Source organism: Paenibacillus dokdonensis, assembly GCF_004916975.1.
Taxonomy (GTDB): Bacteria; Bacillota; Bacilli; order Paenibacillales; family Paenibacillaceae; genus Paenibacillus_AQ; species Paenibacillus_AQ dokdonensis.
This window is the reverse complement of sequence record NZ_STGQ01000002.1, coordinates 149,102-169,119: the sequence shown is the minus strand read 5'-3', so window position 1 is coordinate 169,119 and position 20,018 is coordinate 149,102. Positions and strand designations below refer to the sequence as shown.

Here is a 20,018-nt window from a genome sequence, read left to right as displayed (position 1 = left end):
GCTAGAAGGGGCGGGAGAGCCCCGCACAGGAGGATAGCAAATGCTTCAAAAGCTGAAAAAAGTGGATTATGTCGTTGTGTTCATACTTTTTGTATTCATGGGCATCAGTCTGATGGCAATATACAGCGTCACGACAGGGACCAAGTTTGAAGGCTCCCATATTAAAATGCTTGAGTTTTACATTTTAGCCTTCATTGCCTTTTTTGGATTGATTTTTTTGGATTATAAGCTGCTTGTCAAATATGCGCTCTATATTTATTTATTCGGGATTGTGCTGCTGGTAGCGGTCAATTTTCTGGGATCGGACGTCAACGGAGCGCAGGGCTGGTTCAAAATCGGGGGCTTCAGCCTGCAGCCTGCCGAGCTGTTCAAGCTTCTTCTGATCATCTTTCTGACCTACTTGCTGATGAAAAGGCCAAAGGCCAATCTCTCTCTGTGGAGAGATGTACTGCCGATTGGCGGCTTGACATTTATCCCGTTCGCGCTCGTCATGCTCCAAAATGACCTGGGAAATGCACTCAGCTACGTGTTGATCCTGCTCGGTCTCCTATGGGTAGGGAATATTAAATTCCTGCATGCGTTCCTCGCTTTGATAATTCTCGCGGCGGTCGCTGTAGGCGGTATATTCTCGTATATCCATTATCACGACAATATCGAGAAGTTTCTGGACAAAATGGGCCGTAATCACTGGACCGAGCGGATTGACCCTTGGCTGGTTCCGGATAAGGCGACGGCCAAAGCTTCGTATCATACCAAAAATGCGAAGCTCGCGATTGCTTCCGGCGGCATGATGGGCGAAGGTTACATGCAGGGCAGCTCGGTGCAATCCGGCCGCGTACCCTATACGTACTCAGATTCGATCTTTGTTGAGATTGCCGAGGAGTTCGGGTTTGTTGGATCTTCTGTCGTGCTTCTTCTGTATTTTATATTGATTCACCGTCTGATTCTGATCTGTCTGGAATGCCGGGATCGTGCCGGTCCGCTGCTGATTGTCGGCGTCGTTTCGATGATGCTCTATCAGATTTTTGAAAATATCGGCGCCTTTATCGGGCTGATGCCGCTGACGGGTATTACGCTGCCGTTTATCAGCTACGGCGGTACCTCGCTGCTCATCAACATGGCCAGTATCGGGATTGTCATGAGCGTCCGTGTTCATGGTCATGAGGTCAGTGAGGATATCATCGTCCCGACACAGAAGATATCTTCAACGAAACATGCTTGATAGATTGGGTATAAAAGACCGCTCGCCAGGCCCGTTAGGGGGATGGTGGAACGGTCTTTTTTTATTAAATCATAGAGAATCAATTTCATAATACCTTAAGCCGCTTCAATCAAGGCTGTATATAGATCCGAACGGTCTTATTGGTCTATATATAGTTTCAATTGTATCGTTTTAGTGAGTTATGAAATTGATTCAGATTTCATAGAATAGCAGGTTTAGACTCTATCAGATCCGGACATACTGATCAGTATCATAGAAGGATTTGATAGAGGGGGCACGAACGGGATGCACAATGAACATGAAAAAGAGGACCGTCTCCGGTCATTGGTTAAGAATACTGCTATTATTTTTTGTATTATGTTTATGCTGGCCATGACTTGGGAAGCTCAGAAAACGGACGCAGCTGTGGCTGGGGGTCCTATTCCACAGGAGTCCATACGCCTTCGCATTCTCGCTAATTCCGATAATCCGGATGATCAGCTGGTGAAACGCCAAATCCGCGATGTTGTGGTCGCTCAAATGGACAGCTGGGTCAAAGATCTGGAAAACCCGCAAAGCCTGGATGAAGCGCGTGCAACGATCCGCCAGCATCTTCCCGAGCTGAATGATCTTGTAGGAAGAGAACTCGGGAAAAAGGGAATCGATTATGAATACAATGTTGAGCTTGGCGTCGTACCGTTCCCGACGAAATTGTACGGAGGCACAGTCTATCCGGCAGGAAACTATGAGGCGCTGCGGATCACGCTCGGAACGGGTAAAGGCCAAAACTGGTGGTGCGTGCTGTTCCCGCCGCTTTGTTTCATCGACGCGGGCAGCGGTGATGCGGCAGCACAGCCTGCAGCAGCAAAAGCTGAGACAGGCAAAGACCAAGCCGCCAAAGTGAAGAAAACGGCGTATACCCCGGAGCAGGCCGAAGGACAAGCGGTGAACGCTGAAGCTGCACCGGTCAAAGCATCAGAGCCAGAGGTTCGCTTTTTCCTCTGGGATCTGTTTGAAGGCATCGCAAACTGGTTAAAGTCATTGTTCTAAGTGAAAATGTCCGGGTCCGGGAGGAGATGCACGCTCCTCTTCGATCTGTGTTAATATATTAGAAAAACGAATGATAAAGTGCTTAAGTCCATTTGACGAAGGTCCGCGGTAAGCCGCAGCTCCAGTCAGCAGTCAGGACTCCGGCGCTTTTTTTACTGGATGATCATTGAAGAGAAAGACGGGATAGAAATGGCACATACTGAAAAAGAAACAGGGACAGGCTGTATGCCTTCCACTCCATATTGGTTGATTGATCCGGCGACGACAGCCGAGCTCTCCGAGCTGCAAGAAAGGTTAAAGGAAGCGGCTGAACTACTCCGTGGCGGGGGCGTGGTTGCTTTTCCGACAGAGACGGTCTACGGTCTTGGCGCAGACGCGCGCTTAACCTCTGCTGTGGAAGCGGTATTCGCGGCAAAGGGGAGACCGTCGGACAATCCCCTGATTGTCCATATATCCAAGAACGAACAGCTGGAGGGCCTGGTGAAGCAGGTGAGCCCTGCGGCACGGAAGCTGATGGATGCCTTCTGGCCTGGACCGCTGACGGTTGTGCTTCCGGTCAAGCCAGATGTGCTTTCGCCCCGGGTGACGGCAGGGCTGGACACTGTGGGCATCCGGATGCCGGATCATCCGGTAGCATTGGCTCTGATTGAGGAATCCGGCTGTCCGGTTGCTGCTCCAAGTGCGAACCGCTCCGGCCGTCCCAGTCCTACCCTCGCCAGCCATGTTCTGGAGGATCTCGGCGGTTCAATCGACGGGATTGTTGATGGCGGCGCGACAGGTGTCGGTGTGGAATCGACTGTCGTTCAGGTGCTGGAGGACGGCAGTGTTACCGTGCTTCGCCCCGGAGGCGTTACACTGGAGCAGCTGGCGCAGGCAGCCGGCGTGCCCGTCCATCTGGATCCTGCACTCCTGCCGGAATCAGGAAGCATGAGTGGGCAGGCACCAAGAGCACCGGGGATGAAATATACTCACTACGCGCCCAAGGGAACGCTGCGCATTGTGACCGGAGAGCCGGCCGAAGTCTCGGAGTGGATCCGCCGCAGTCTGCAGGAAGCCGCAGAGCGTGGCGAACGGACAGGTATTCTGGCCTTCGATGAGCACATCGACAATTACCGCGCCGATTGCACCGAGTCGCTTGGCAGTCTCTCTGATCTGGGTACGGCAGCGCATCGTTTATATGCCGCGCTGCGCCGCATGGATGAGGAACAGATCAGCTTTATTGTATCCGAGGCTTGTCCGGAAGACGGGCTGGGAGCCGCTATTATGAACCGGCTCCGCAAGGCTGCCGGACAAACGGTGATCCATCTCGGAGGGAACGCCCGATAGCTTGCCTCATGTACAAGTCATGATTGTCCTCATGTCCGCATATGGTTGTACAAGAACCTAACGGACATGGGGGAGTTGGAATGTTTGAGACATCTGCCGGTTTAGGGCAGCTGATTACGATTCTGATTATGGCCGCCGCTTTGGGAATGGACGCCTTTTCCTTGGGAATCGGTATCGGTATGAAGGGGATTCGCCTGCTGCATGTGCTTAAAATCAGCGTGCTCATCGGATTTTTTCATATCCTGATGCCGCTTTTGGGCATATTCACCGGTCAATATGTAAGCTCTTTGCTCGGACAGGTAACCACCTATGCTGCGGGCGGGTTGCTAATTTTGCTTGGTGGTCATATGATATTTAACTCGTTGAAAAGCGGGGATACCCGGATGATTGATCACCGTTCACTGCTGGGTATGATCTTGTTTTCTTTGAGCGTGAGCGTGGATTCCTTTTCCGTCGGGGTTTCGCTCGGAATGTTCCGAAGCAATCTGATTCTTACCGTCTTGGCCTTTGGCATCTGCGGAGGTGCTATGTCGGTGATGGGACTCCTACTGGGCAGGAGGGTGAGCCGTAATTTGGGAGATTTCGGGGAGGCGCTGGGAGGCGTGATCCTTTTGGCATTTGGCCTGGCCTTTATCTTTTGAAAATATCAGAAAGTATACCGGTAGACGTTTTTCGTATACAATAACTTAAACAATCCGGGAGGTGCGATAGACGTGAAACATATCTTGTTTGTGTGCACAGGGAACACGTGCCGCAGCCCGATGGCGGAAGCTTTTCTCCGCAAAATGGCGAAGGACCGCGGCATCGGGGTTGAAGTTCGTTCGGCCGGTGTTTCCGCCATGGATGGAGTGTCGATGTCCCGTCATGCGGAGGCTGTTCTGCGCGACCATGATATTGCTGATCGTTTGATGTCCAAATCGCTTAAGCTCGATGCGGTGAATTGGTCTGATTTGATACTGACACTGACACAAGGACATAAGCAGCATGTGATCCGGAGTTTTCCGCAGGCCGCTGACAAAGTGTTTACACTCAAGGAATACGCGGAGAACGACGAGGCAGTGTTGAATGATCTGAACGAACTGGACAGCCTTTATGCGACATGGGAGGTCAAACGCTCGCTTGGACAGGAATTGACGGATGAGGAGCGGGAGCTCCTGATTGAAATTCAGCAGCGGGTTCCAAGCTTCGATATTTCCGATCCGTTCGGCGGATCCCGTGAGGATTATGATATGGCAGCAGCGGAAATCCGCACTGCCATTGAGCGTTTGCTGGATAAGCTGGAGTCATTCCGCACGTCATGAAGGAAGAATATTACTCGTTGCATTTCAGTCTTGAATGTTTTATGATGGTTGTGAAAAAACTCGGTTCCGGTGTAACTGGCGACAAATGTGGATGAAACCACGATGGAGCACCGGGATATACGGCCGGTCGCCTGGGCAAAAGAGCAATTCTGCGGTTATCCGCGGACTGCTCTTTTTTGTATTAATAAGTGAGTTTATATGCGGGGTCCCCGCAAAGTATGGGTGAAAAACATCCGGAGCAGAGACTTCATTTTGTGGGGCGATTTTCATCTTGTGGCCTGGAAATAGGGTATAATGGTACGAGAAGTCACAAAAGCACGAAATTTCAGGGAGGTTTTACAAGAGATGAAGATTGCTGTGGGAACAGATCACGCGGGAGTGCGTTTGAAAGAAGACATCATTGCCGTCATTCGGGAGATGGGACATGAGGTTGTGGATGTGGGATGCAGCTGTGCTGATTCCGTGGATTATCCTGACTATGCCCTGCCTGTATGCGAGCAGGTTACCTCGGGTGAGGCTGATCGCGGCATTCTGATTTGCGGAACAGGCATCGGCATGAGCATTGCCGCCAATAAGGTTCCCGGCATCCGCTGCGCGCTGGTGCATGATGTATTCTCTGCCCAGGCGACCAGAGAGCATAACGATTCTAACGTGCTGGCGATGGGAGAACGTGTTATCGGCCCAGGACTCGCGCAGGAAATTGCGAAAGTCTGGATCGGCACACCGTTCAGTGAAGGTGAACGGCATGTTGGTCGCGTAAACAAAATCAAGGCAATTGAGGACCGTTATCTGCAGCATTAGGGAGGTGTTCGTATGGAAGCCGTTGAACAAGGAATTCCATCGGAAGTTTCACTAAAAGAGCAAGTGTCGGCTATTTTACGCGAGCTGGCGGAGACTGCGGGACTCGGGCCCGGTAAGGTTGTTGTCATCGGGACCAGCACAAGTGAAGTGGCTGGCCGGCGGATCGGCACCTCGGGAGCGCTTGAGGTGGCGAATGAGCTTCTTGAGGGCATTGAGGAGATTAGAGGGGAATTCGGCTTTGATGTCGTGTTCCAGTGCTGCGAGCATTTGAACCGTGCGCTGGTGATGGAGCGTTCTCTTCTTACGGACATGCGCCTGACTGAAGTGGCAGCCGTGCCGGTTCCAAAGGCTGGAGGCTCCATGGCAAGCAGCGCTTACCGGTCCATGAAGAACCCGTGTCTGGCCGAAACCATTGAGGCAGATGCCGGCATCGACATCGGCGAAACGCTGATCGGCATGCATTTGCGGCGAGTAGCCGTTCCTTATCGTACACAGCTCCGCTATGTGGGTCGGGCGCGTGTGAATACTGCCTTTACCCGGCCGAAGCTGATTGGCGGCGAGCGTGCGGTTTACCAGCTTGACGCTGAATCGGGAAACGCTCATCTTTGCGACTAAACAACAAAAAAGAGAGTTTATCTAAGGGAGGAACAAGGAATTATGGATCAATTGCGTAAGAAGGACCCGGCTGTATTGGATGCGATGAATTTGGAGCTGAAGCGTCAGCGCAGCAACATCGAGCTGATTGCCTCGGAGAATATTGTCAGTGAAGCAGTGATGGAAGCCATGGGCTCCGTCCTCACGAACAAATATGCGGAAGGTTATCCAGGCAAACGGTTTTACGGCGGCTGCGAGCGCGTCGATATCGTTGAGGATATCGCCCGTGACCGTGCCAAGGAATTGTTTGGTGCAGAGCATGTCAACGTTCAGCCGCATTCCGGGGCACAAGCGAACATGGCTGTGTACCTTGCCGCCATTAATCCTGGCGATACCGTGCTCGGCATGAATCTTGCTCATGGTGGACACCTGACGCACGGCAGCCCTGTCAACGCATCAGGCCTTCTTTACAACTTCGTGGCCTACGGCGTTCAGGAAGACAGCTTCCTGATTGACTATGATGAAGTCCGCAAGGCGGCCTTCAAGCATCGTCCCCGTCTGATCGTTGCCGGTGCAAGCGCCTATCCGCGCACAATTGATTTCGAAGCCTTTGCTTCCATCGCGAATGATGTGGGTGCGCTGTTCATGGTTGATATGGCGCATATTGCCGGCCTGGTTGCCGCAGGCGTTCATCCGAGCCCTGTACCGCATGCCCATTTCGTAACGACGACCACGCATAAAACACTGCGCGGACCTCGCGGCGGCATGATTATGTGCAGAAAGCCATGGGCTCAGGCCATAGACAAGGCGGTATTCCCGGGATCCCAAGGCGGACCGCTGATGCATGTGATTGCTTCCAAAGCCGTGGCTTTTGGCGAAGCTCTGGATCCTTCTTTCAAAACCTATGCCCAAAACGTCGTGAAAAACGCCAATGTTCTGGCTGAAACCCTGGTCAGTGAAGGACTCAACATCGTATCCGGCGGTACAGACAACCATCTGATGCTGGTCGATACACGCAGCGTGAACATCACGGGTAAAGAAGCGGAGAAGGTTCTGGATTCAGTTGGCATTACAGTCAACAAGAACGCCATTCCTTTTGACCCGACCAGCCCGTTTGTAACGAGCGGAATCCGGATCGGTACGCCTGCAGCTACCTCGCGTGGCATGGATGAAGCGGCTATGGTGAAGATCGGAGAGATCATTGCCATGACGTTGAAACAGCCTAAAGACGATACGGTTCTTACCAAGGCTGCTGCCATGGTGAAGGATCTGACGGATCAATATCCTCTCTACCCGGAACTGAACTACTAAATTCTACCCTGATAGAATATATGAAAGGGCTGGAAGCTTGGCTTCCAGCCCTTTTTTTTGAAGAGATTTTCAGGTGTGCAGCGGTGAAGCCCGGGAGTCGTCCCTCCCCGCGTTGACCCGCCCAAGACACCAAAGGTTTAATCTGCGGCATATTATGGCGAAAATAAACATGTCTTACGTAGGTGCAAATTCATTTAAGGGAATGATATAATAAACAAGATTTGTGTACCTGCACGTATTTGCACATGGCAAAACCGGCACTGGCAGCTACTCGAGACTTACAATTACCGGAGGGACAAAACAATGGGAAAACTGGTGATTTGTGATCACCCTTTGATTCAACACAAGCTGACATTTATCCGTGATGTGCGGACAAACACAAAGGATTTTCGTGAACTTGTTGATGAGGTTGCTTCTTTGATGGCTTATGAGATTACACGTGAGGTTCCGCTGGAAACAGTTAAGGTTCAGACGCCTGTAGCTGAGATGGACGGCAAGGTTCTTGCTGGCCGCATGCTAGGGCTCATTCCGATTCTGCGTGCGGGTCTGGGTATGCTGGACGGCATGCTGAAGCTGATTCCTGCGGCGAAGGTAGGCCATGTTGGTCTGTTTCGTGACCCGGAAACGCTGCAGCCTGTAGAATACTACACCAAGCTGCCAACGGATGTGACCGAGCGCGAGCTGATCGTCATCGATCCGATGCTGGCGACGGGCGGATCGGCGATAGCAGCCATTGACGTTCTGAAGAAACGCGGCTGCACCCAGATCAAGATGATGAATCTGATTGCCGCGCCGGAAGGCGTTAAGGCAGTACAGGAAGCCCATCCTGATGTGGACATCTATGTTGCTGCACTCGATGAGAAATTGGACGACCACGGATATATCGTGCCGGGTCTTGGCGATGCGGGAGACCGCCTTTACGGAACCAAGTGAATCGAAAAGAGGGTATAGCTCATGTCTAAAATAAAAGTTATGACCATCTTCGGAGTGCGTCCGGAGGCCATCAAGATGGCCCCGCTCATTCTGGAGCTGGAAAAGCATCCTGAGCATATCGAATCGGTGGTCTGCGTTACCGCGCAGCACCGCCAGATGCTTGATCAGGTGCTGGAGGTTTTTAAAATTACACCGGATTACGATCTGGACGTAATGAAAGACCGCCAGACGCTGAATGAAATTACCATCCGCGTGCTGGAAGGCCTGGAGCCTGTTTTGCGTGAAGCCAAGCCGGATATCGTTCTGGTACACGGGGACACACTGACGACCTTCCTGGCCAGCTACGCGTCGTTCCTGCAGCAGATACAGGTGGGACATGTGGAAGCAGGACTGCGTACCTGGAACAAGCTCTCTCCTTATCCTGAGGAGATGAACCGCCAGCTGACAGGCGTTTTGGCCGATCTTCATTTTGCGCCGACCGAGTGGTCTGCAGGCAATTTGAAAAAAGAGAACAAAAATGAATCAAGAATATATGTCACAGGCAACACCGTAACCGATGTGTTTCAATATACCGTACAGCCTGACTACCAGCATCCGGTGCTGGAATGGGCCGCCGGCAAAAAGCTCATTCTCATGACTGCCCATCGCCGCGAATCCCAAGGTGAGCCGCATATGAACATTTTCCGGGCTGTGAAACGGATTGCTGACGAGTTTGAGGATATTGCGATCGTGTATCCTGTGCATCTTAGTCCAGCAGTCAAGGAACCGGCACATGCCGTTCTTGGCGGACATCCGAGAATCAAGCTGATCGAACCGCTGGATGTGGTGGATCTGCATAATTTCTATCCGCATACCCACCTGATTTTGACCGACTCCGGCGGACTTCAGGAGGAGGCTCCTTCATTTGGCGTACCTGTACTAGTTCTTCGCGATACGACCGAGCGTCCGGAAGGAATTGATGCCGGCACGCTTGAGCTGGTAGGTACGGATGAAGAGATGGTATATGAGCGCACCAAAAAATTGCTCACTGATCAGGCGCTGTATGAATCCATGAGCGGGGCGGCTAATCCATATGGAGACGGCAAGGCTTCGGAAAGGATAGTACAGGCGATTTTGCATCATTTTGGCATCAAAAAAGACCTTCCTGAACAATTTCACAGAAAGTTCACAAAGGAAAGTTAACCCATATTCTTAGGGCAAAGAGTACAGCATACAGTTAAACTGTACGGTTTACACGGTTTTGAAGCGTTTTGCTGTGATTATTTTCATAGTTTCACCCTAAAAACATATCAATTCGCTCAATTGACAAACTCTTGTGACATTCAGTAAAATGAACTGGGATTATGAGGGTGGACTGAGAATGAGTAAACCTGAAAAGTCGCAAAAAACCAATAAAAGCAATGCGAGTCCTATGAAATATATGGGACTTGTAAGCGCAATCGGAATTGACCTGGCAGCATGTACTTTAGGGGGCTTCTATTTGGGGTCCTGGCTGGACAAGGTATTGGGAGGACCGGGACTGTGGATCGCTTTCGGCGTTCTGCTCGGACTCTTCATCGGCGGCGTAAGCGTTTTTATGATCACCAAGGCAGTCATGGGGGAAAGTGATGAATGAATTATGGAAATACCGCAGGGTATTGACCAGAACCACACTTTATTTCCTGGCACTTTGCTTATTGGGTGCTGCTGTCTTTCCGCAATACCGGAGCATAGCGCTAGGTATGGTGCTTGGCTCCAGTGTAAGTCTGATTAATAGTTTCTATCTGGGGTACAAGGTGCAGAAAGTGTTGGATGCTGTCACCAGCGGAGAAGGTAAGAAGGTGAACATGGGGTTTTTGACCCGCGCAGCCATTTGCGTGCTGGCCGTTGTAGTGGCTTATCAAAAGCCGGAAACGTTCAATCTGTATGCTGTTGCGGCGACCCTGATCTTGTCGCAGTTCCTTCTCTTATTCATAGGAATTCGATTATCTCGTAACCAAGGGTAAATTGCTCAACTGAGAAAGGGGTGAGAAAAACATGCATAAATCACCGATTATTGAATTGGGCGGTATTCCAATTGACCTTTCCATTGTCCTGATGCTTATCGTGACATGTGTTGTCGTGTTCGTCATTGCCAAGCTGGCAACCCGAAATTTGTCGATTGACAATCCGGGCAAACTCCAGAATTTCATGGAATGGGCAGTTGAATTCGTTCAGAATTTGATTTCAAGCACGATGGACTGGAAAAAAGGAAAGCATTTCTTGTCTCTTGGCCTCACATTCATCATGTTCATCTTCGTAGCGAACTTGCTGGGCTTGCCGTTCGGTATCGTCACTGACTACCATGACGCGGGCCATGCGCACGTTTTCGGCAAGGAAATCGTTTCTGTAACAGAGGAGTTCGCCAAACATCCGGATACTGAAGAAGTTGGAGTTGCTTGGTGGAAATCACCGACAGCCGACGCTTCCGTAGCGATGGCTTTGGCTCTAATTGTCTTCCTGCTGTCGCATTTCCTCGGAATGACGAAGAATACGAAGAGTTATTTCAAACACTATTTCCAGCCATATTGGTTCTTCTTCCCGATCAACGTCATCGAACAGTTCGCCAAGCTGCTCACGCAGGGCATGCGTCTATTCGGTAACATTTTCGCGGGCGAGGTTCTGATCTCCGTATTGCTGAAATTGACGGCGCTGGGCGCTGTAGGCTGGGTTGCTTCGGCACTTGGACTTGTGGTATGGCAGGGCTTCAGTATTTTCGTCGGCGCCATTCAGGCCTTCGTCTTTACGATCCTGACCATGGTGTACATTTCACAAATGATTGAAACGCACGATGAACACGAACATTAATGAACATTAGCTTCAAAGTTAAGCTTGGAGCATCGCTTCGTTCTTAACTAAACATAAATTCTAACAAATACACATCTCTAAGGAGGATTTACAAATGGGAGTTTGGGCATATTTAGCAGCTGCTATCGCAGTAGGTTTGGGCGCACTTGGCGCAGGTATTGGTAACGGTTTGATCGTAAGTAAGACAGTAGAAGGTATCGCTCGTCAACCAGAAGCGAAATCCACGCTTCAAACAACAATGTTTATCGGTGTAGGTCTGGTCGAAGCCCTTCCAATCATCGGTGTAGTACTCGCGTTCTTGTTCTACGCAGGAGCATAATTTAATAACGAGCAAGGTTTGGCGGGGAAGGCCACGGCCATCCACGCCTTCTTTTTAGCCGTCAGATATGATTCTTTCGGAAGCAAGAGTGAACGGCAGTGTACGTGCACCGGAAAGGAGTGACTAGATTTGAGTATTAACTACGCGTCTTTTATTCTCGCGTTAATCGCATTTGTGATTTTGTATTGGCTGCTCAGTAAGTACGCTTTCGGACCGCTGTTCTCCATCATGGAGAAACGTCGTGAACTGGTGCTGCAGCAAATGAATGAAGCATCGCAAACCCGTGATCAGGCAGTCGCTTATGTAGAGGAGCAGAAGAAGGCTCTTGAAGCAGCGCGCAAGGAAGCTTATGAAATTATCGAACAGTCCAAACAAACGAGCAGCAAACAGGCTGATCAGTTGATGGTACAGGCGAAAGAGGAAGCAGTTCGCCTCAAGGAAGAAGCTGTCCGCGACATCGCCAGCGAAAAGAAAAAAGCGGTTCAGGAACTGCGCAACGAAGTGGGCGCTGTATCTGTGAAGATCGCTTCCAAGCTGCTTGAGAAAGAAGTTAGCAGCGACAGTGCACAGGAAGAGCTTGTGGACCAATACCTTAAAGAGGTAGGGGGCAGACCATGAGCCGGGAAACAATAGCAGCCAAGCGTTATGCAAAGGCGCTGTTTGAAGTGGCTGCACAGCAGCAGAAGACGCTGGAAGTGGAGCAGGAACTGAAGGCTGTCGTTGAAGCTATTACGGCAAACGCCGATGTGCAGCAGTTTATCTCCACACCCAACATTTCCATATCCGTAAAACTGGATGTGCTGAAGAAAGCCCTTCAAGATAAAGTATCCCAGCCGGTCGTAAGCACCATTGAACTGCTCATTGAGCGGGGCAGAGCTGATATCCTCTCGGATCTTCTGGATAGCTATATCCGGATCGAAGGCGAAAGCCTCGGAATTGCGGATGCTACAGTGTACTCCACTTATCCGCTGAGTGAGCAGGAACAGGAGTCTGTTGCTGCACAATTTGGAGCTTTGGCTAACAAAAAAATTCGCGTGAGTAACGTGGTTGATAAAAGCCTGCTCGGCGGCGTGAAAGTCATGATCGGCGATAAGCTGTATGACGGAACTCTGGCAGGGAAGCTGGAACGGCTTGAAAAGTCTTTTAATAGACAAGCACAGTAGATAGGGGTGAAGACACTTGAGTATCAGACCTGAAGAAATCAGTACGCTGATTAAAAGTCAAATTGAACAATATAAATCAGATATCGAAGTATCCGAAGTCGGTACCGTTATTCAAGTAAGCGACGGTATTGCCCGTGTTCACGGTATTGAAAATGTAATGTCCGGCGAACTCGTAGAATTCGCCAACGGTGTCTCCGGCCTTGCGCTGAACCTTGAAGAAAGCAACGTAGGTGTCGTTATTCTCGGACCTTACAAGGAAATCAAAGAAGGCGACCAAGTAAAACGTACTGGCCGCATCATGCAGGTTCCTGTAGGCGAGGGTTTGCTCGGACGCGTTGTTAATCCTATGGGTGAACCACTTGACGGTAAAGGCCCGATTGAAGCGGCTGAATACCGTCCGGTAGAAAACATGGCTCCAGGCGTTATTGACCGCAAATCGGTTCATGAGCCAATGCAAACAGGTATCAAATCCATTGACGCCATGGTGCCAATCGGCCGCGGACAACGCGAGCTGATCATCGGTGACCGTCAAACGGGTAAGACACAGATCGCAATCGATACGATCATTAACCAAAAGGGCAATGGCGTAAAATGTATCTATGTTGCCATCGGACAAAAGCAATCGACTGTAGCACAAGTGGTTGAATCTCTCCGTCGTCATGGCGCGCTTGATTACACCATCATCGTTACAGCTTCGGCTTCCGAGCCATCCCCACTCCTGTACATCGCTCCTTATGCGGGCTGTGCAATGGGTGAGTACTTTATGTACAAGGGCGAGCATGCGCTGATCATCTATGATGACTTGTCCAAACAAGCAGCGGCATACCGCGAACTTTCCTTGCTGCTCAAGCGTCCTCCAGGCCGCGAAGCATATCCTGGTGACGTATTCTATCTGCATTCCCGTTTGCTGGAACGTGCAGCGAAGCTGAGCGATGCTTTGGGTGGAGGTTCATTAACCGCTTTGCCATTCATTGAAACACAGGCTTCCGACGTATCTGCATACATTCCGACCAACGTAATCTCGATTACTGACGGTCAGATCTTCCTTGAATCCGAACTGTTCTACGCTGGTCAACGTCCGGCGATCAACGTGGGTATTTCCGTATCCCGTGTCGGCAGTTCCGCTCAGATCAAGGCGATGAAAAAAGTAGCCGGCGGTATGAAGCTCGACCTTGCTCAATACCGTGAGCTTCAAGCGTTCTCGCAATTTGGTTCCGACTTGGATAAATCTACGCTTGCCCGCTTGAACCGTGGTGCAAGACTGATGGAAATTCTGAAGCAAGGGGTTAACCAGCCGCTCAAGGTTGAGCAGCAGGTTGCAAGCTTGTACACGGCAGTTAGAGGCCATCTGGATGATATTCCAGTGGGCGATATCCGTCGTTTCGAAAAAGAATTCCTGGCGTTCCTGGACAGCAATCATCCAGAAATCCTGGCTTCCATTCGTGATACCAAAGATCTCGTAGCTGACAATGAAGCGGCTCTGAAAGATGCTATCGCGAAATTTAAAAGAGGCTTTGCTGTTATGGCGTAAGCCATTAACATGAACCGGGCCGCAAGGCTCGGATTCATCTTTTTCAGATATAAGCGCTTTGACCTTCAGTCAAAGGTAGGCTAATGCTTTCGAAGTGAACTTTAGCTTCGCTAAAGTTCAGGTTTATGCTTACGAAGTAACTTTGGCACAGCCAAAATTCGGTTTATGCTTACGAAGTAAACTTTGGCACAGCCAAAGTTCTGTTTATGCTTACGATGTCAGCTTTGACCTCCAGTCAAAGCTAAGGTTTATGCTTTCGAAGTAACTTTGGCTCAGCCAAAGTTTTGAGGTGGTGAAAACATGGCAAGAGGATTGCGTGAAATAAAACGTCAGATCAAGAGTATTCAAGGTACCAAGCAAATCACGAAAGCGATGGAAATGGTAGCTGCCTCCAAGCTCAGAAAAGCTCAGGAAATGGCACAGCATGCCCGTCCTTACTCTGATAAGCTGAAAGAAGTGGTGTCCAGCATCGCTTCCGGTACAAAAGGCATCAAGCATCCGATGTTTGAGAAACGCCCCGTGAAAAAGACCGGTTATCTGGTAATTACCTCAGATCGTGGTCTTGCCGGTGGATACAACGCCAACATTTTGAAAAAAGTGATGACTACGATCAAAGAGAAGCATAAGTCTACAGACGAATACGTGATTTTCGTCATCGGCCGTAAAGGCCGTGACTACTTCCGCCGCCGGGAAATGCCGATTGTGCAGGAGGTAACGGATCTGTCTGATACGCCTTCCTTCGCGGATATCAAGTCGATCGCTTATGCGGCGGTCCATCAGTTCGAGGATTCTCAGATTGATGAACTGTTTATCTGTTACAACCGTTTCGTGAACGCACTGACTCAAATTCCTGAAGTGGATCAGCTTCTGCCTATGGACAACATGGAAGGTCAAACAACTGGTGTAACGGCAAGCTACGAGTATGAGCCATCTCCGGAAGGCGTGCTTGAAGTGCTTCTGCCGAGATATGCGGAAACTTTGATTTTCAGCGCATTGCTGGATGGCAAAGCGAGTGAGCTCGGAGCGAAGATGACAGCGATGGGATCTGCAACCAAGAATGCAACCAAGCTGATTGGCGATTTGACACTTACGTATAACCGTGCGCGTCAGGCAGCCATTACTCAGGAAATTTCCGAGATTGTGGCCGGTGCCAACGCTCAGGCTTAGAAACAATGTTTTGTATGAATGACAAACCCCATGAACGGAATATGGCGTTAAGCTACTTACAGCTTACGATGAAGGTTTGCATATAAGCAGACTTGTAGGAGGGAACAAAAAAGATGAACAAAGGACGCGTAATCAGCATTATGGGTGCGGTTGTCGACATCGAGTTTGAAAGAGGTCAACTACCTGAAATCTTCAATGCGATTAAAATTGAGGGTGCAGTCGCTGGCGGACGCCAGATCGACCTGACCCTGGAAGCTTCAAACCATCTGGGCGACAACATCGTGCGTTGTATCGCGATGTCTTCCACAGACGGACTGGTTCGCGGATTGGAAGCTGTCGATCAAGGCGCTCCAATTACGGTTCCAGTAGGTTCCGTAACACTCGGCCGTGTATTTAACGTACTGGGCCAACCGATTGACCAAGCAGGTGACGTGGTTGCAGAAGTGAGCAATCCGATCCACCGTGAAGCTCCTAAATATGATGAGCTGTCTACTCAAGCAGAAATGCTTGAAACAGGCATTAAAGTTATCGACTTGCTCGCTCCTTACCAAAAGGGCGGTAAAATCGGACTGTTCGGAGGCGCGGGTGTAGGTAAAACCGTTGCGATTCAGGAACTGATCAACAACATCGCGCAAGAACACGGTGGTATCTCCGTATTCGCAGGTGTTGGTGAACGTACTCGTGAAGGTAATGACTTGTACCATGAAATGAGCGATTCCGGCGTTATCAAGAAGACCGCGATGGTGTTCGGACAAATGAACGAACCACCGGGCGCACGTCTTCGCGTAGCATTGACAGGCCTGACGATGGCGGAATATTTCCGTGATCAGGAAGGTAAAGACGTGCTGCTCTTCATCGATAACATTTTCCGCTTTACCCAAGCTGGTTCCGAAGTATCCGCCTTGCTCGGCCGTATGCCGTCCGCAGTAGGTTACCAGCCAACGCTGGCAACTGAAATGGGTCAATTGCAAGAGCGTATTACTTCCACGAAAAAAGGTTCTGTAACGTCTATCCAGGCCATCTACGTGCCTGCGGATGACTATACTGACCCGGCTCCTGCAACAACATTTGCCCACTTGGATGCAACGACGAACCTGGAGCGTAAAATCTCCGAAATGGGTATCTACCCAGCGGTAGATCCATTGGCTTCGAGTTCCCGTATCCTGGCACCTGAAATTGTAGGCGAAGAGCATTACAATGTAGCTCAAGGCGTTAAGCAGCTTCTTGCCCGCTATAATGAGCTTCAAGATATTATCGCGATCCTCGGTATGGATGAGCTGAGTGAAGACGACAAATTGCTCGTTGCGCGTGCACGTAAAATCCAACGTTTCTTGTCCCAACCGTTCCACGTAGCGGAGGCATTTAACGGCATGCCGGGTACGTATGTACCTGTCAAAGAAACCATCCGCAGTTTCAAAGAAATCCTCGATGGTAAACACGATGATCTTCCTGAAGCAGCCTTCCTCTTTGTAGGAACGATTGATGAAGCCGTAGAAAAAGCAAAAACACTGGAATAAGTCCTGCAAGGGAGGCTTTTAGCCTCCAAAGCAAGCTGTTCAGGAGGGATGAACGTGAGTACCTTTTTATTGGAAATCGTGACGCCGGATCACTTGGCATATTCCGGAGAGGTAGAAAGCCTGACGGTTCGGGGTGTGGAAGGCGATCTCGGTATCTTGCCGGGACACATTCCTATGGTTACCCCGCTTCAGGTCGCTCCGCTTATCGTCAAAACTGGCAAGAGAACCAGCCAGATTGCGGTGAATGGCGGCTTTGTGGAGATCCGTAAGGACAAAGTGGTTGTGCTGGCAGAAAGTGCCGAGACAGCTGAAGAAATCGATTTGCAGCGTGCTGAGGCTGCCAAGGAACGCGCTGAGCGCCGACTTGCAGTCAGCGGCAAGCAGGATGAAATTGATTTCCGCCGTGCCGAATTGGCTCTGCAAAAAGCCGTTAACCGGATCAATGTTTTCGGCGGCAAAAAATAAATAAGCAGTCCAGCCCGTCTCTGTCGTTTTGAGACGGGCTGTTTTTTTGTGAATCATGTAACAATTTGATGCAAAAAGTTGAACGGAAAGCTATTTTTGGGAATATTTCCGAGGAAATGACCTCATTTGAATGAAAGAAAAGGGCACTTAATTAGGGATAATAACGGAGAAAGCGCTTTATTAAAAAAGAATTTAATAATTACGAATTTGAAGCTGGATTCTTTGTGCTTTGCCCAGTATTATATAATAGTCCTTTGAATATATAAGGGTGGGTTAATCCTGAAGGATGGAGGTGTCACCATGGATTCAAGCCTTGGAAACAGCCTGGTAGGCAGTATGGGCGTCAGCGGTCTGATCTCGATTATTGTCTCTCTGATCTGTATTGGTCTGTCTTGGTGGGCGCTGCAGAATCTGAAGCTGGACCTGTTCATTCGCTTTCCCAAGAGTGCACAAGGCAAGCTCCTTCATCTGCTGCTGGCCATTATTATGGGACACTTCGTTGCCAAGTTCCTGCTTGATTACTTAAGTTGGAGCCAAATGGTTAAGTATATGTTTTAACGCGGCAGTCTTTGGTTATATCTCTGTTAGGTTGCTTTCGTAACGAATGTCGCATAGACGATGAATGTGTCGAATAATAACATTTTTTTATGTCAACAATGAATACAACAGTATAAAACGAACTAAAGCTTATATTATTTTTTTTGAAATTTATGCTGTGATGACAGCGTAATGTGAGTCTTACACAGCGGATTCGGCGTGCACAAAATCCCTTCTGATTCATTTGACAGATCTGGCTGGGTTCAGGCATAGGCCTTGAGTCCCAGGATTATCCGTTTTTTGGGCTCATTCGCCAAAAAACGCTTGTATCCATGAAAAGGTCGGTGTTATGATGGAAGTTAGGGAATTAGCTATGTAATTTCTGAAAATATTGAATTGTGGAAAAAAATGGAACGCGGAGGGAATCATGATGAGCAAATTTATCGTCCGCGGTGGCAATAAACTGACCGGAAGCGTGAAAGTCAGCGGAGCAAAAAATTCAGTTCTTCCGATCATCGCTGCCTCTCTTCTTGGGGAAGAAGGAGTAAGTGTCATATATGACGCACCTCCTCTTGACGATGTAATTACAATCAGTAAAGTGTTGGAATCGATAGGTGCAGACATTACATACGATAATGATGTAATGAGGGTTGATGCCCAAGCTATTTCCTCTTGCGAAGCACCTTACGAATGGGTGCGAAAAATGCGTGCGTCTTTTCTGGTGATGGGTCCTTTGCTCGCTAGAATGGGGCATACGCGGATTTCCTTGCCTGGAGGCTGTGCCATTGGAACAAGACCAATTGATCAGCATTTGAAGGGTTTTGAGGCTTTAGGTGCCGAGATCAGTCTTGGACAAGGTTATATTGAGGCGAAAATGAATGGCAGATTGCGCGGGGCTAAAATCTATCTGGATGTAGCCAGCGTAGGTGCTACTGAAAATATTATGATGGCCGCCACTCTCGCTGAAGGTGTGACCGTAATCGAAAATGCGGCGAAAGAGCCGGAAATTGTCGATTTGGCCAACTACCTGAACGGAATGGGCGCCAAGGTTCGCGGTGCGGGCACAGGCGTGATCCGGATCGAGGGCGTTGAAAAGATGCATGGCGCAGAACATACGGTCATTCCTGACCGGATTGAAGCAGGTACTTACATGGTAGCTGCAGCGATCACAGGCGGCGATGTGTATGTCGAAGGTGCGATTGCGGATCATTTGGGTCCAGTGATCGCCAAACTGGAAGAGATGGGCGTTTCCATTGAACCGGATGAGAATGGCGTTCGTGTCACAGCTAATCAACCGCTGAAGGCTGTTGACATCAAAACGCTTCCTTATCCAGGGTTCCCGACCGACATGCAATCGCAAATGATGGCGCTGCTGCTGAAATCCGAAGGTACAAGTGTTGTAACCGAGACAGTCTTTGAGAACCGCTTTATGCATGTAGATGAATTCCAGCTCATGAATGCGGAGATCAAGGTAGAAGGGCGTACATCTATTATCACGGGTGGCGCTGATCTGAAAGGCGCCAAGGTATGCGCAACGGATTTGCGTGCAGGCGCAGCGTTGATTCTGGCAGGACTTGTTTCCGAAGGAACAACGGAAGTGAGTGGCACGCATCATATCGACCGCGGTTACGTGGACCTGGCTGAGAAGCTGTCCGCGCTTGGCGCTGATATCTGGCGTATCTCCGTGGAAGAGCCTGTACTGGATCAACCAGTTCCGGTGAAGAAAAAGGTGGAGCTGGAAGAAGAGGTTCCTTTGTTCAACATCCAGCCAACTTGGGTATAACCGTTTCGGACTTTGTTAATGAAGAAACGAATAACATTGTACTGGAAAAAGGCAAGAACCTGGACTGTAAATGAATATGGAATAGCGAAGAAGATCGGACCTTAGGGTCCGGTCTTTTTTGTGTTTTCCGTCCATTCATATGAATCTTTCTTATCTCTTAAAAAGGGTTCTATCATCTGTGCACGGCTCATAA

Annotated in this window: 22 protein-coding genes and 1 riboswitch; all 22 genes read left to right on the top strand. The window is 49.7% G+C overall.

The window, feature by feature from the left end; genetic code table 11:
* Window positions 1-40: 40 nt before the first annotated feature.
* The 22 genes from E6W40_RS18885 to murA all read left to right on the top strand — a co-directional run bounded on the left by E6W40_RS18885 (window position 41) and on the right by murA (window position 19,825).
* A complete protein-coding gene (locus tag E6W40_RS18885) occupies window positions 41-1,222 on the top strand; it encodes an FtsW/RodA/SpoVE family cell cycle protein (RefSeq protein ID WP_136607188.1) in 1,182 nt (393 codons plus the stop codon).
* A 285-nt stretch (window positions 1,223-1,507) separates the two neighbouring features.
* Window positions 1,508-2,251 (top strand): stage II sporulation protein R, encoded by a 744-nt coding sequence (spoIIR, locus tag E6W40_RS18880; RefSeq protein ID WP_136607187.1) that lies wholly within the window; start codon window positions 1,508-1,510, stop codon window positions 2,249-2,251.
* Window positions 2,252-2,476: 225 nt separating this feature from the next.
* Entirely contained in the window at window positions 2,477-3,577 is a 1,101-nt protein-coding gene (locus E6W40_RS18875; protein ID WP_246073159.1) for an L-threonylcarbamoyladenylate synthase, read from the top strand.
* Between the two features lie 80 nt (window positions 3,578-3,657).
* A complete protein-coding gene (locus E6W40_RS18870) occupies window positions 3,658-4,218 on the top strand; it encodes a manganese efflux pump MntP (RefSeq protein WP_136607185.1) in 561 nt (186 codons plus the stop codon).
* Between the two features lie 72 nt (window positions 4,219-4,290).
* Entirely contained in the window at window positions 4,291-4,878 is a 588-nt protein-coding gene (locus E6W40_RS18865; RefSeq protein ID WP_136607184.1) for a low molecular weight protein arginine phosphatase, read from the top strand.
* Between the two features lie 61 nt (window positions 4,879-4,939).
* Window positions 4,940-5,022: riboswitch (ZMP/ZTP riboswitch) on the top strand.
* A 201-nt stretch (window positions 5,023-5,223) separates the two neighbouring features.
* The gene (rpiB, locus tag E6W40_RS18860) at window positions 5,224-5,679 is read left to right on the top strand and encodes a ribose 5-phosphate isomerase B (RefSeq protein ID WP_136607183.1); all 456 of its coding nucleotides are present in this window, start codon (window positions 5,224-5,226) and stop codon (window positions 5,677-5,679) included.
* Between the two features lie 12 nt (window positions 5,680-5,691).
* Window positions 5,692-6,294 carry a TIGR01440 family protein gene (locus E6W40_RS18855; RefSeq protein ID WP_136607182.1) on the top strand — a complete coding sequence of 201 codons (603 nt, stop codon included), beginning with the start codon at window positions 5,692-5,694 and terminating at the stop codon, window positions 6,292-6,294.
* A gap of 39 nt (window positions 6,295-6,333) precedes the next feature.
* Window positions 6,334-7,584, top strand: coding sequence for a serine hydroxymethyltransferase (locus tag E6W40_RS18850; RefSeq protein ID WP_136607181.1), 1,251 nt, complete (start codon window positions 6,334-6,336; stop codon window positions 7,582-7,584).
* Between the two features lie 303 nt (window positions 7,585-7,887).
* On the top strand, window positions 7,888-8,517 hold the full coding sequence (upp, locus tag E6W40_RS18845; RefSeq protein WP_136607180.1) for a uracil phosphoribosyltransferase: 630 nt from the start codon (window positions 7,888-7,890) through the stop codon (window positions 8,515-8,517).
* Window positions 8,518-8,538: 21 nt separating this feature from the next.
* Complete coding sequence (gene wecB, locus E6W40_RS18840) at window positions 8,539-9,699, top strand: non-hydrolyzing UDP-N-acetylglucosamine 2-epimerase (protein WP_136607179.1); 1,161 nt, start codon at window positions 8,539-8,541, stop codon at window positions 9,697-9,699.
* Between the two features lie 178 nt (window positions 9,700-9,877).
* Complete coding sequence (locus tag E6W40_RS18835) at window positions 9,878-10,132, top strand: AtpZ/AtpI family protein (protein ID WP_136607178.1); 255 nt, start codon at window positions 9,878-9,880, stop codon at window positions 10,130-10,132.
* Window positions 10,125-10,502: an ATP synthase subunit I gene (locus E6W40_RS18830; RefSeq protein WP_136607177.1), complete on the top strand. Its 378-nt coding sequence runs from the start codon at window positions 10,125-10,127 to the stop codon at window positions 10,500-10,502. Before E6W40_RS18835 ends, E6W40_RS18830 begins: the two co-directional genes overlap by 8 nt.
* 31 nt (window positions 10,503-10,533) lie before the next feature.
* A complete protein-coding gene (gene atpB / locus E6W40_RS18825; RefSeq protein ID WP_136607176.1) occupies window positions 10,534-11,343 on the top strand; it encodes a F0F1 ATP synthase subunit A in 810 nt (269 codons plus the stop codon).
* 94 nt (window positions 11,344-11,437) lie between these two features.
* Window positions 11,438-11,662, top strand: coding sequence for a F0F1 ATP synthase subunit C (gene atpE, locus E6W40_RS18820; RefSeq protein ID WP_136607175.1), 225 nt, complete (start codon window positions 11,438-11,440; stop codon window positions 11,660-11,662).
* Window positions 11,663-11,791: 129 nt separating this feature from the next.
* Window positions 11,792-12,280, top strand: a complete 489-nt coding sequence (gene atpF / locus E6W40_RS18815) for a F0F1 ATP synthase subunit B (RefSeq protein WP_136607174.1) — start codon at window positions 11,792-11,794, stop codon at window positions 12,278-12,280.
* Window positions 12,277-12,825 (top strand): F0F1 ATP synthase subunit delta, encoded by a 549-nt coding sequence (locus tag E6W40_RS18810; protein ID WP_136607173.1) that lies wholly within the window; start codon window positions 12,277-12,279, stop codon window positions 12,823-12,825. Before atpF ends, E6W40_RS18810 begins: the two co-directional genes overlap by 4 nt.
* Window positions 12,826-12,841: 16 nt before the next feature.
* Window positions 12,842-14,356, top strand: a complete 1,515-nt coding sequence (gene atpA / locus E6W40_RS18805) for a F0F1 ATP synthase subunit alpha (protein ID WP_136607172.1) — start codon at window positions 12,842-12,844, stop codon at window positions 14,354-14,356.
* Window positions 14,357-14,656: 300 nt separating this feature from the next.
* Entirely contained in the window at window positions 14,657-15,523 is an 867-nt protein-coding gene (atpG, locus tag E6W40_RS18800) for an ATP synthase F1 subunit gamma (protein WP_136607171.1), read from the top strand.
* A gap of 113 nt (window positions 15,524-15,636) precedes the next feature.
* Window positions 15,637-17,040 carry a F0F1 ATP synthase subunit beta gene (gene atpD, locus E6W40_RS18795; RefSeq protein ID WP_136607170.1) on the top strand — a complete coding sequence of 468 codons (1,404 nt, stop codon included), beginning with the start codon at window positions 15,637-15,639 and terminating at the stop codon, window positions 17,038-17,040.
* 54 nt (window positions 17,041-17,094) lie between these two features.
* Entirely contained in the window at window positions 17,095-17,505 is a 411-nt protein-coding gene (locus tag E6W40_RS18790; protein ID WP_136607169.1) for a F0F1 ATP synthase subunit epsilon, read from the top strand.
* Between the two features lie 300 nt (window positions 17,506-17,805).
* The gene (locus E6W40_RS18785; protein ID WP_136607168.1) at window positions 17,806-18,063 is read left to right on the top strand and encodes a DUF1146 family protein; all 258 of its coding nucleotides are present in this window, start codon (window positions 17,806-17,808) and stop codon (window positions 18,061-18,063) included.
* A gap of 409 nt (window positions 18,064-18,472) precedes the next feature.
* A complete protein-coding gene (murA, locus tag E6W40_RS18780; RefSeq protein ID WP_136607167.1) occupies window positions 18,473-19,825 on the top strand; it encodes a UDP-N-acetylglucosamine 1-carboxyvinyltransferase in 1,353 nt (450 codons plus the stop codon).
* The last annotated feature ends 193 nt before the right edge of the window (window positions 19,826-20,018 follow it).

What these genes read in the sequence shown, in the direction of transcription:
- E6W40_RS18870 (WP_136607185.1), top strand. Translation starts at nt 3,658, where the DNA reads ATGTTTGAGACATCTGCCGGTTTAGGGCAGCTGATTACGATTCTGATT.
- upp (WP_136607180.1), top strand. Translation starts at nt 7,888, where the DNA reads ATGGGAAAACTGGTGATTTGTGATCACCCTTTGATTCAACACAAGCTG.
- atpB (WP_136607176.1), top strand. Translation starts at nt 10,534, where the DNA reads ATGCATAAATCACCGATTATTGAATTGGGCGGTATTCCAATTGACCTT.
- E6W40_RS18830 (WP_136607177.1), top strand. Translation starts at nt 10,125, where the DNA reads ATGAATGAATTATGGAAATACCGCAGGGTATTGACCAGAACCACACTT.
- E6W40_RS18785 (WP_136607168.1), top strand. Translation starts at nt 17,806, where the DNA reads ATGGATTCAAGCCTTGGAAACAGCCTGGTAGGCAGTATGGGCGTCAGC.
- wecB (WP_136607179.1), top strand. Translation starts at nt 8,539, where the DNA reads ATGTCTAAAATAAAAGTTATGACCATCTTCGGAGTGCGTCCGGAGGCC.
- atpD (WP_136607170.1), top strand. Translation starts at nt 15,637, where the DNA reads ATGAACAAAGGACGCGTAATCAGCATTATGGGTGCGGTTGTCGACATC.
- spoIIR (WP_136607187.1), top strand. Translation starts at nt 1,508, where the DNA reads ATGCACAATGAACATGAAAAAGAGGACCGTCTCCGGTCATTGGTTAAG.
- atpE (WP_136607175.1), top strand. Translation starts at nt 11,438, where the DNA reads ATGGGAGTTTGGGCATATTTAGCAGCTGCTATCGCAGTAGGTTTGGGC.
- E6W40_RS18855 (WP_136607182.1), top strand. Translation starts at nt 5,692, where the DNA reads ATGGAAGCCGTTGAACAAGGAATTCCATCGGAAGTTTCACTAAAAGAG.
- E6W40_RS18835 (WP_136607178.1), top strand. Translation starts at nt 9,878, where the DNA reads ATGAGTAAACCTGAAAAGTCGCAAAAAACCAATAAAAGCAATGCGAGT.
- E6W40_RS18875 (WP_246073159.1), top strand. Translation starts at nt 2,477, where the DNA reads ATGCCTTCCACTCCATATTGGTTGATTGATCCGGCGACGACAGCCGAG.
- atpG (WP_136607171.1), top strand. Translation starts at nt 14,657, where the DNA reads ATGGCAAGAGGATTGCGTGAAATAAAACGTCAGATCAAGAGTATTCAA.
- E6W40_RS18885 (WP_136607188.1), top strand. Translation starts at nt 41, where the DNA reads ATGCTTCAAAAGCTGAAAAAAGTGGATTATGTCGTTGTGTTCATACTT.
- rpiB (WP_136607183.1), top strand. Translation starts at nt 5,224, where the DNA reads ATGAAGATTGCTGTGGGAACAGATCACGCGGGAGTGCGTTTGAAAGAA.
- murA (WP_136607167.1), top strand. Translation starts at nt 18,473, where the DNA reads ATGAGCAAATTTATCGTCCGCGGTGGCAATAAACTGACCGGAAGCGTG.
- E6W40_RS18810 (WP_136607173.1), top strand. Translation starts at nt 12,277, where the DNA reads ATGAGCCGGGAAACAATAGCAGCCAAGCGTTATGCAAAGGCGCTGTTT.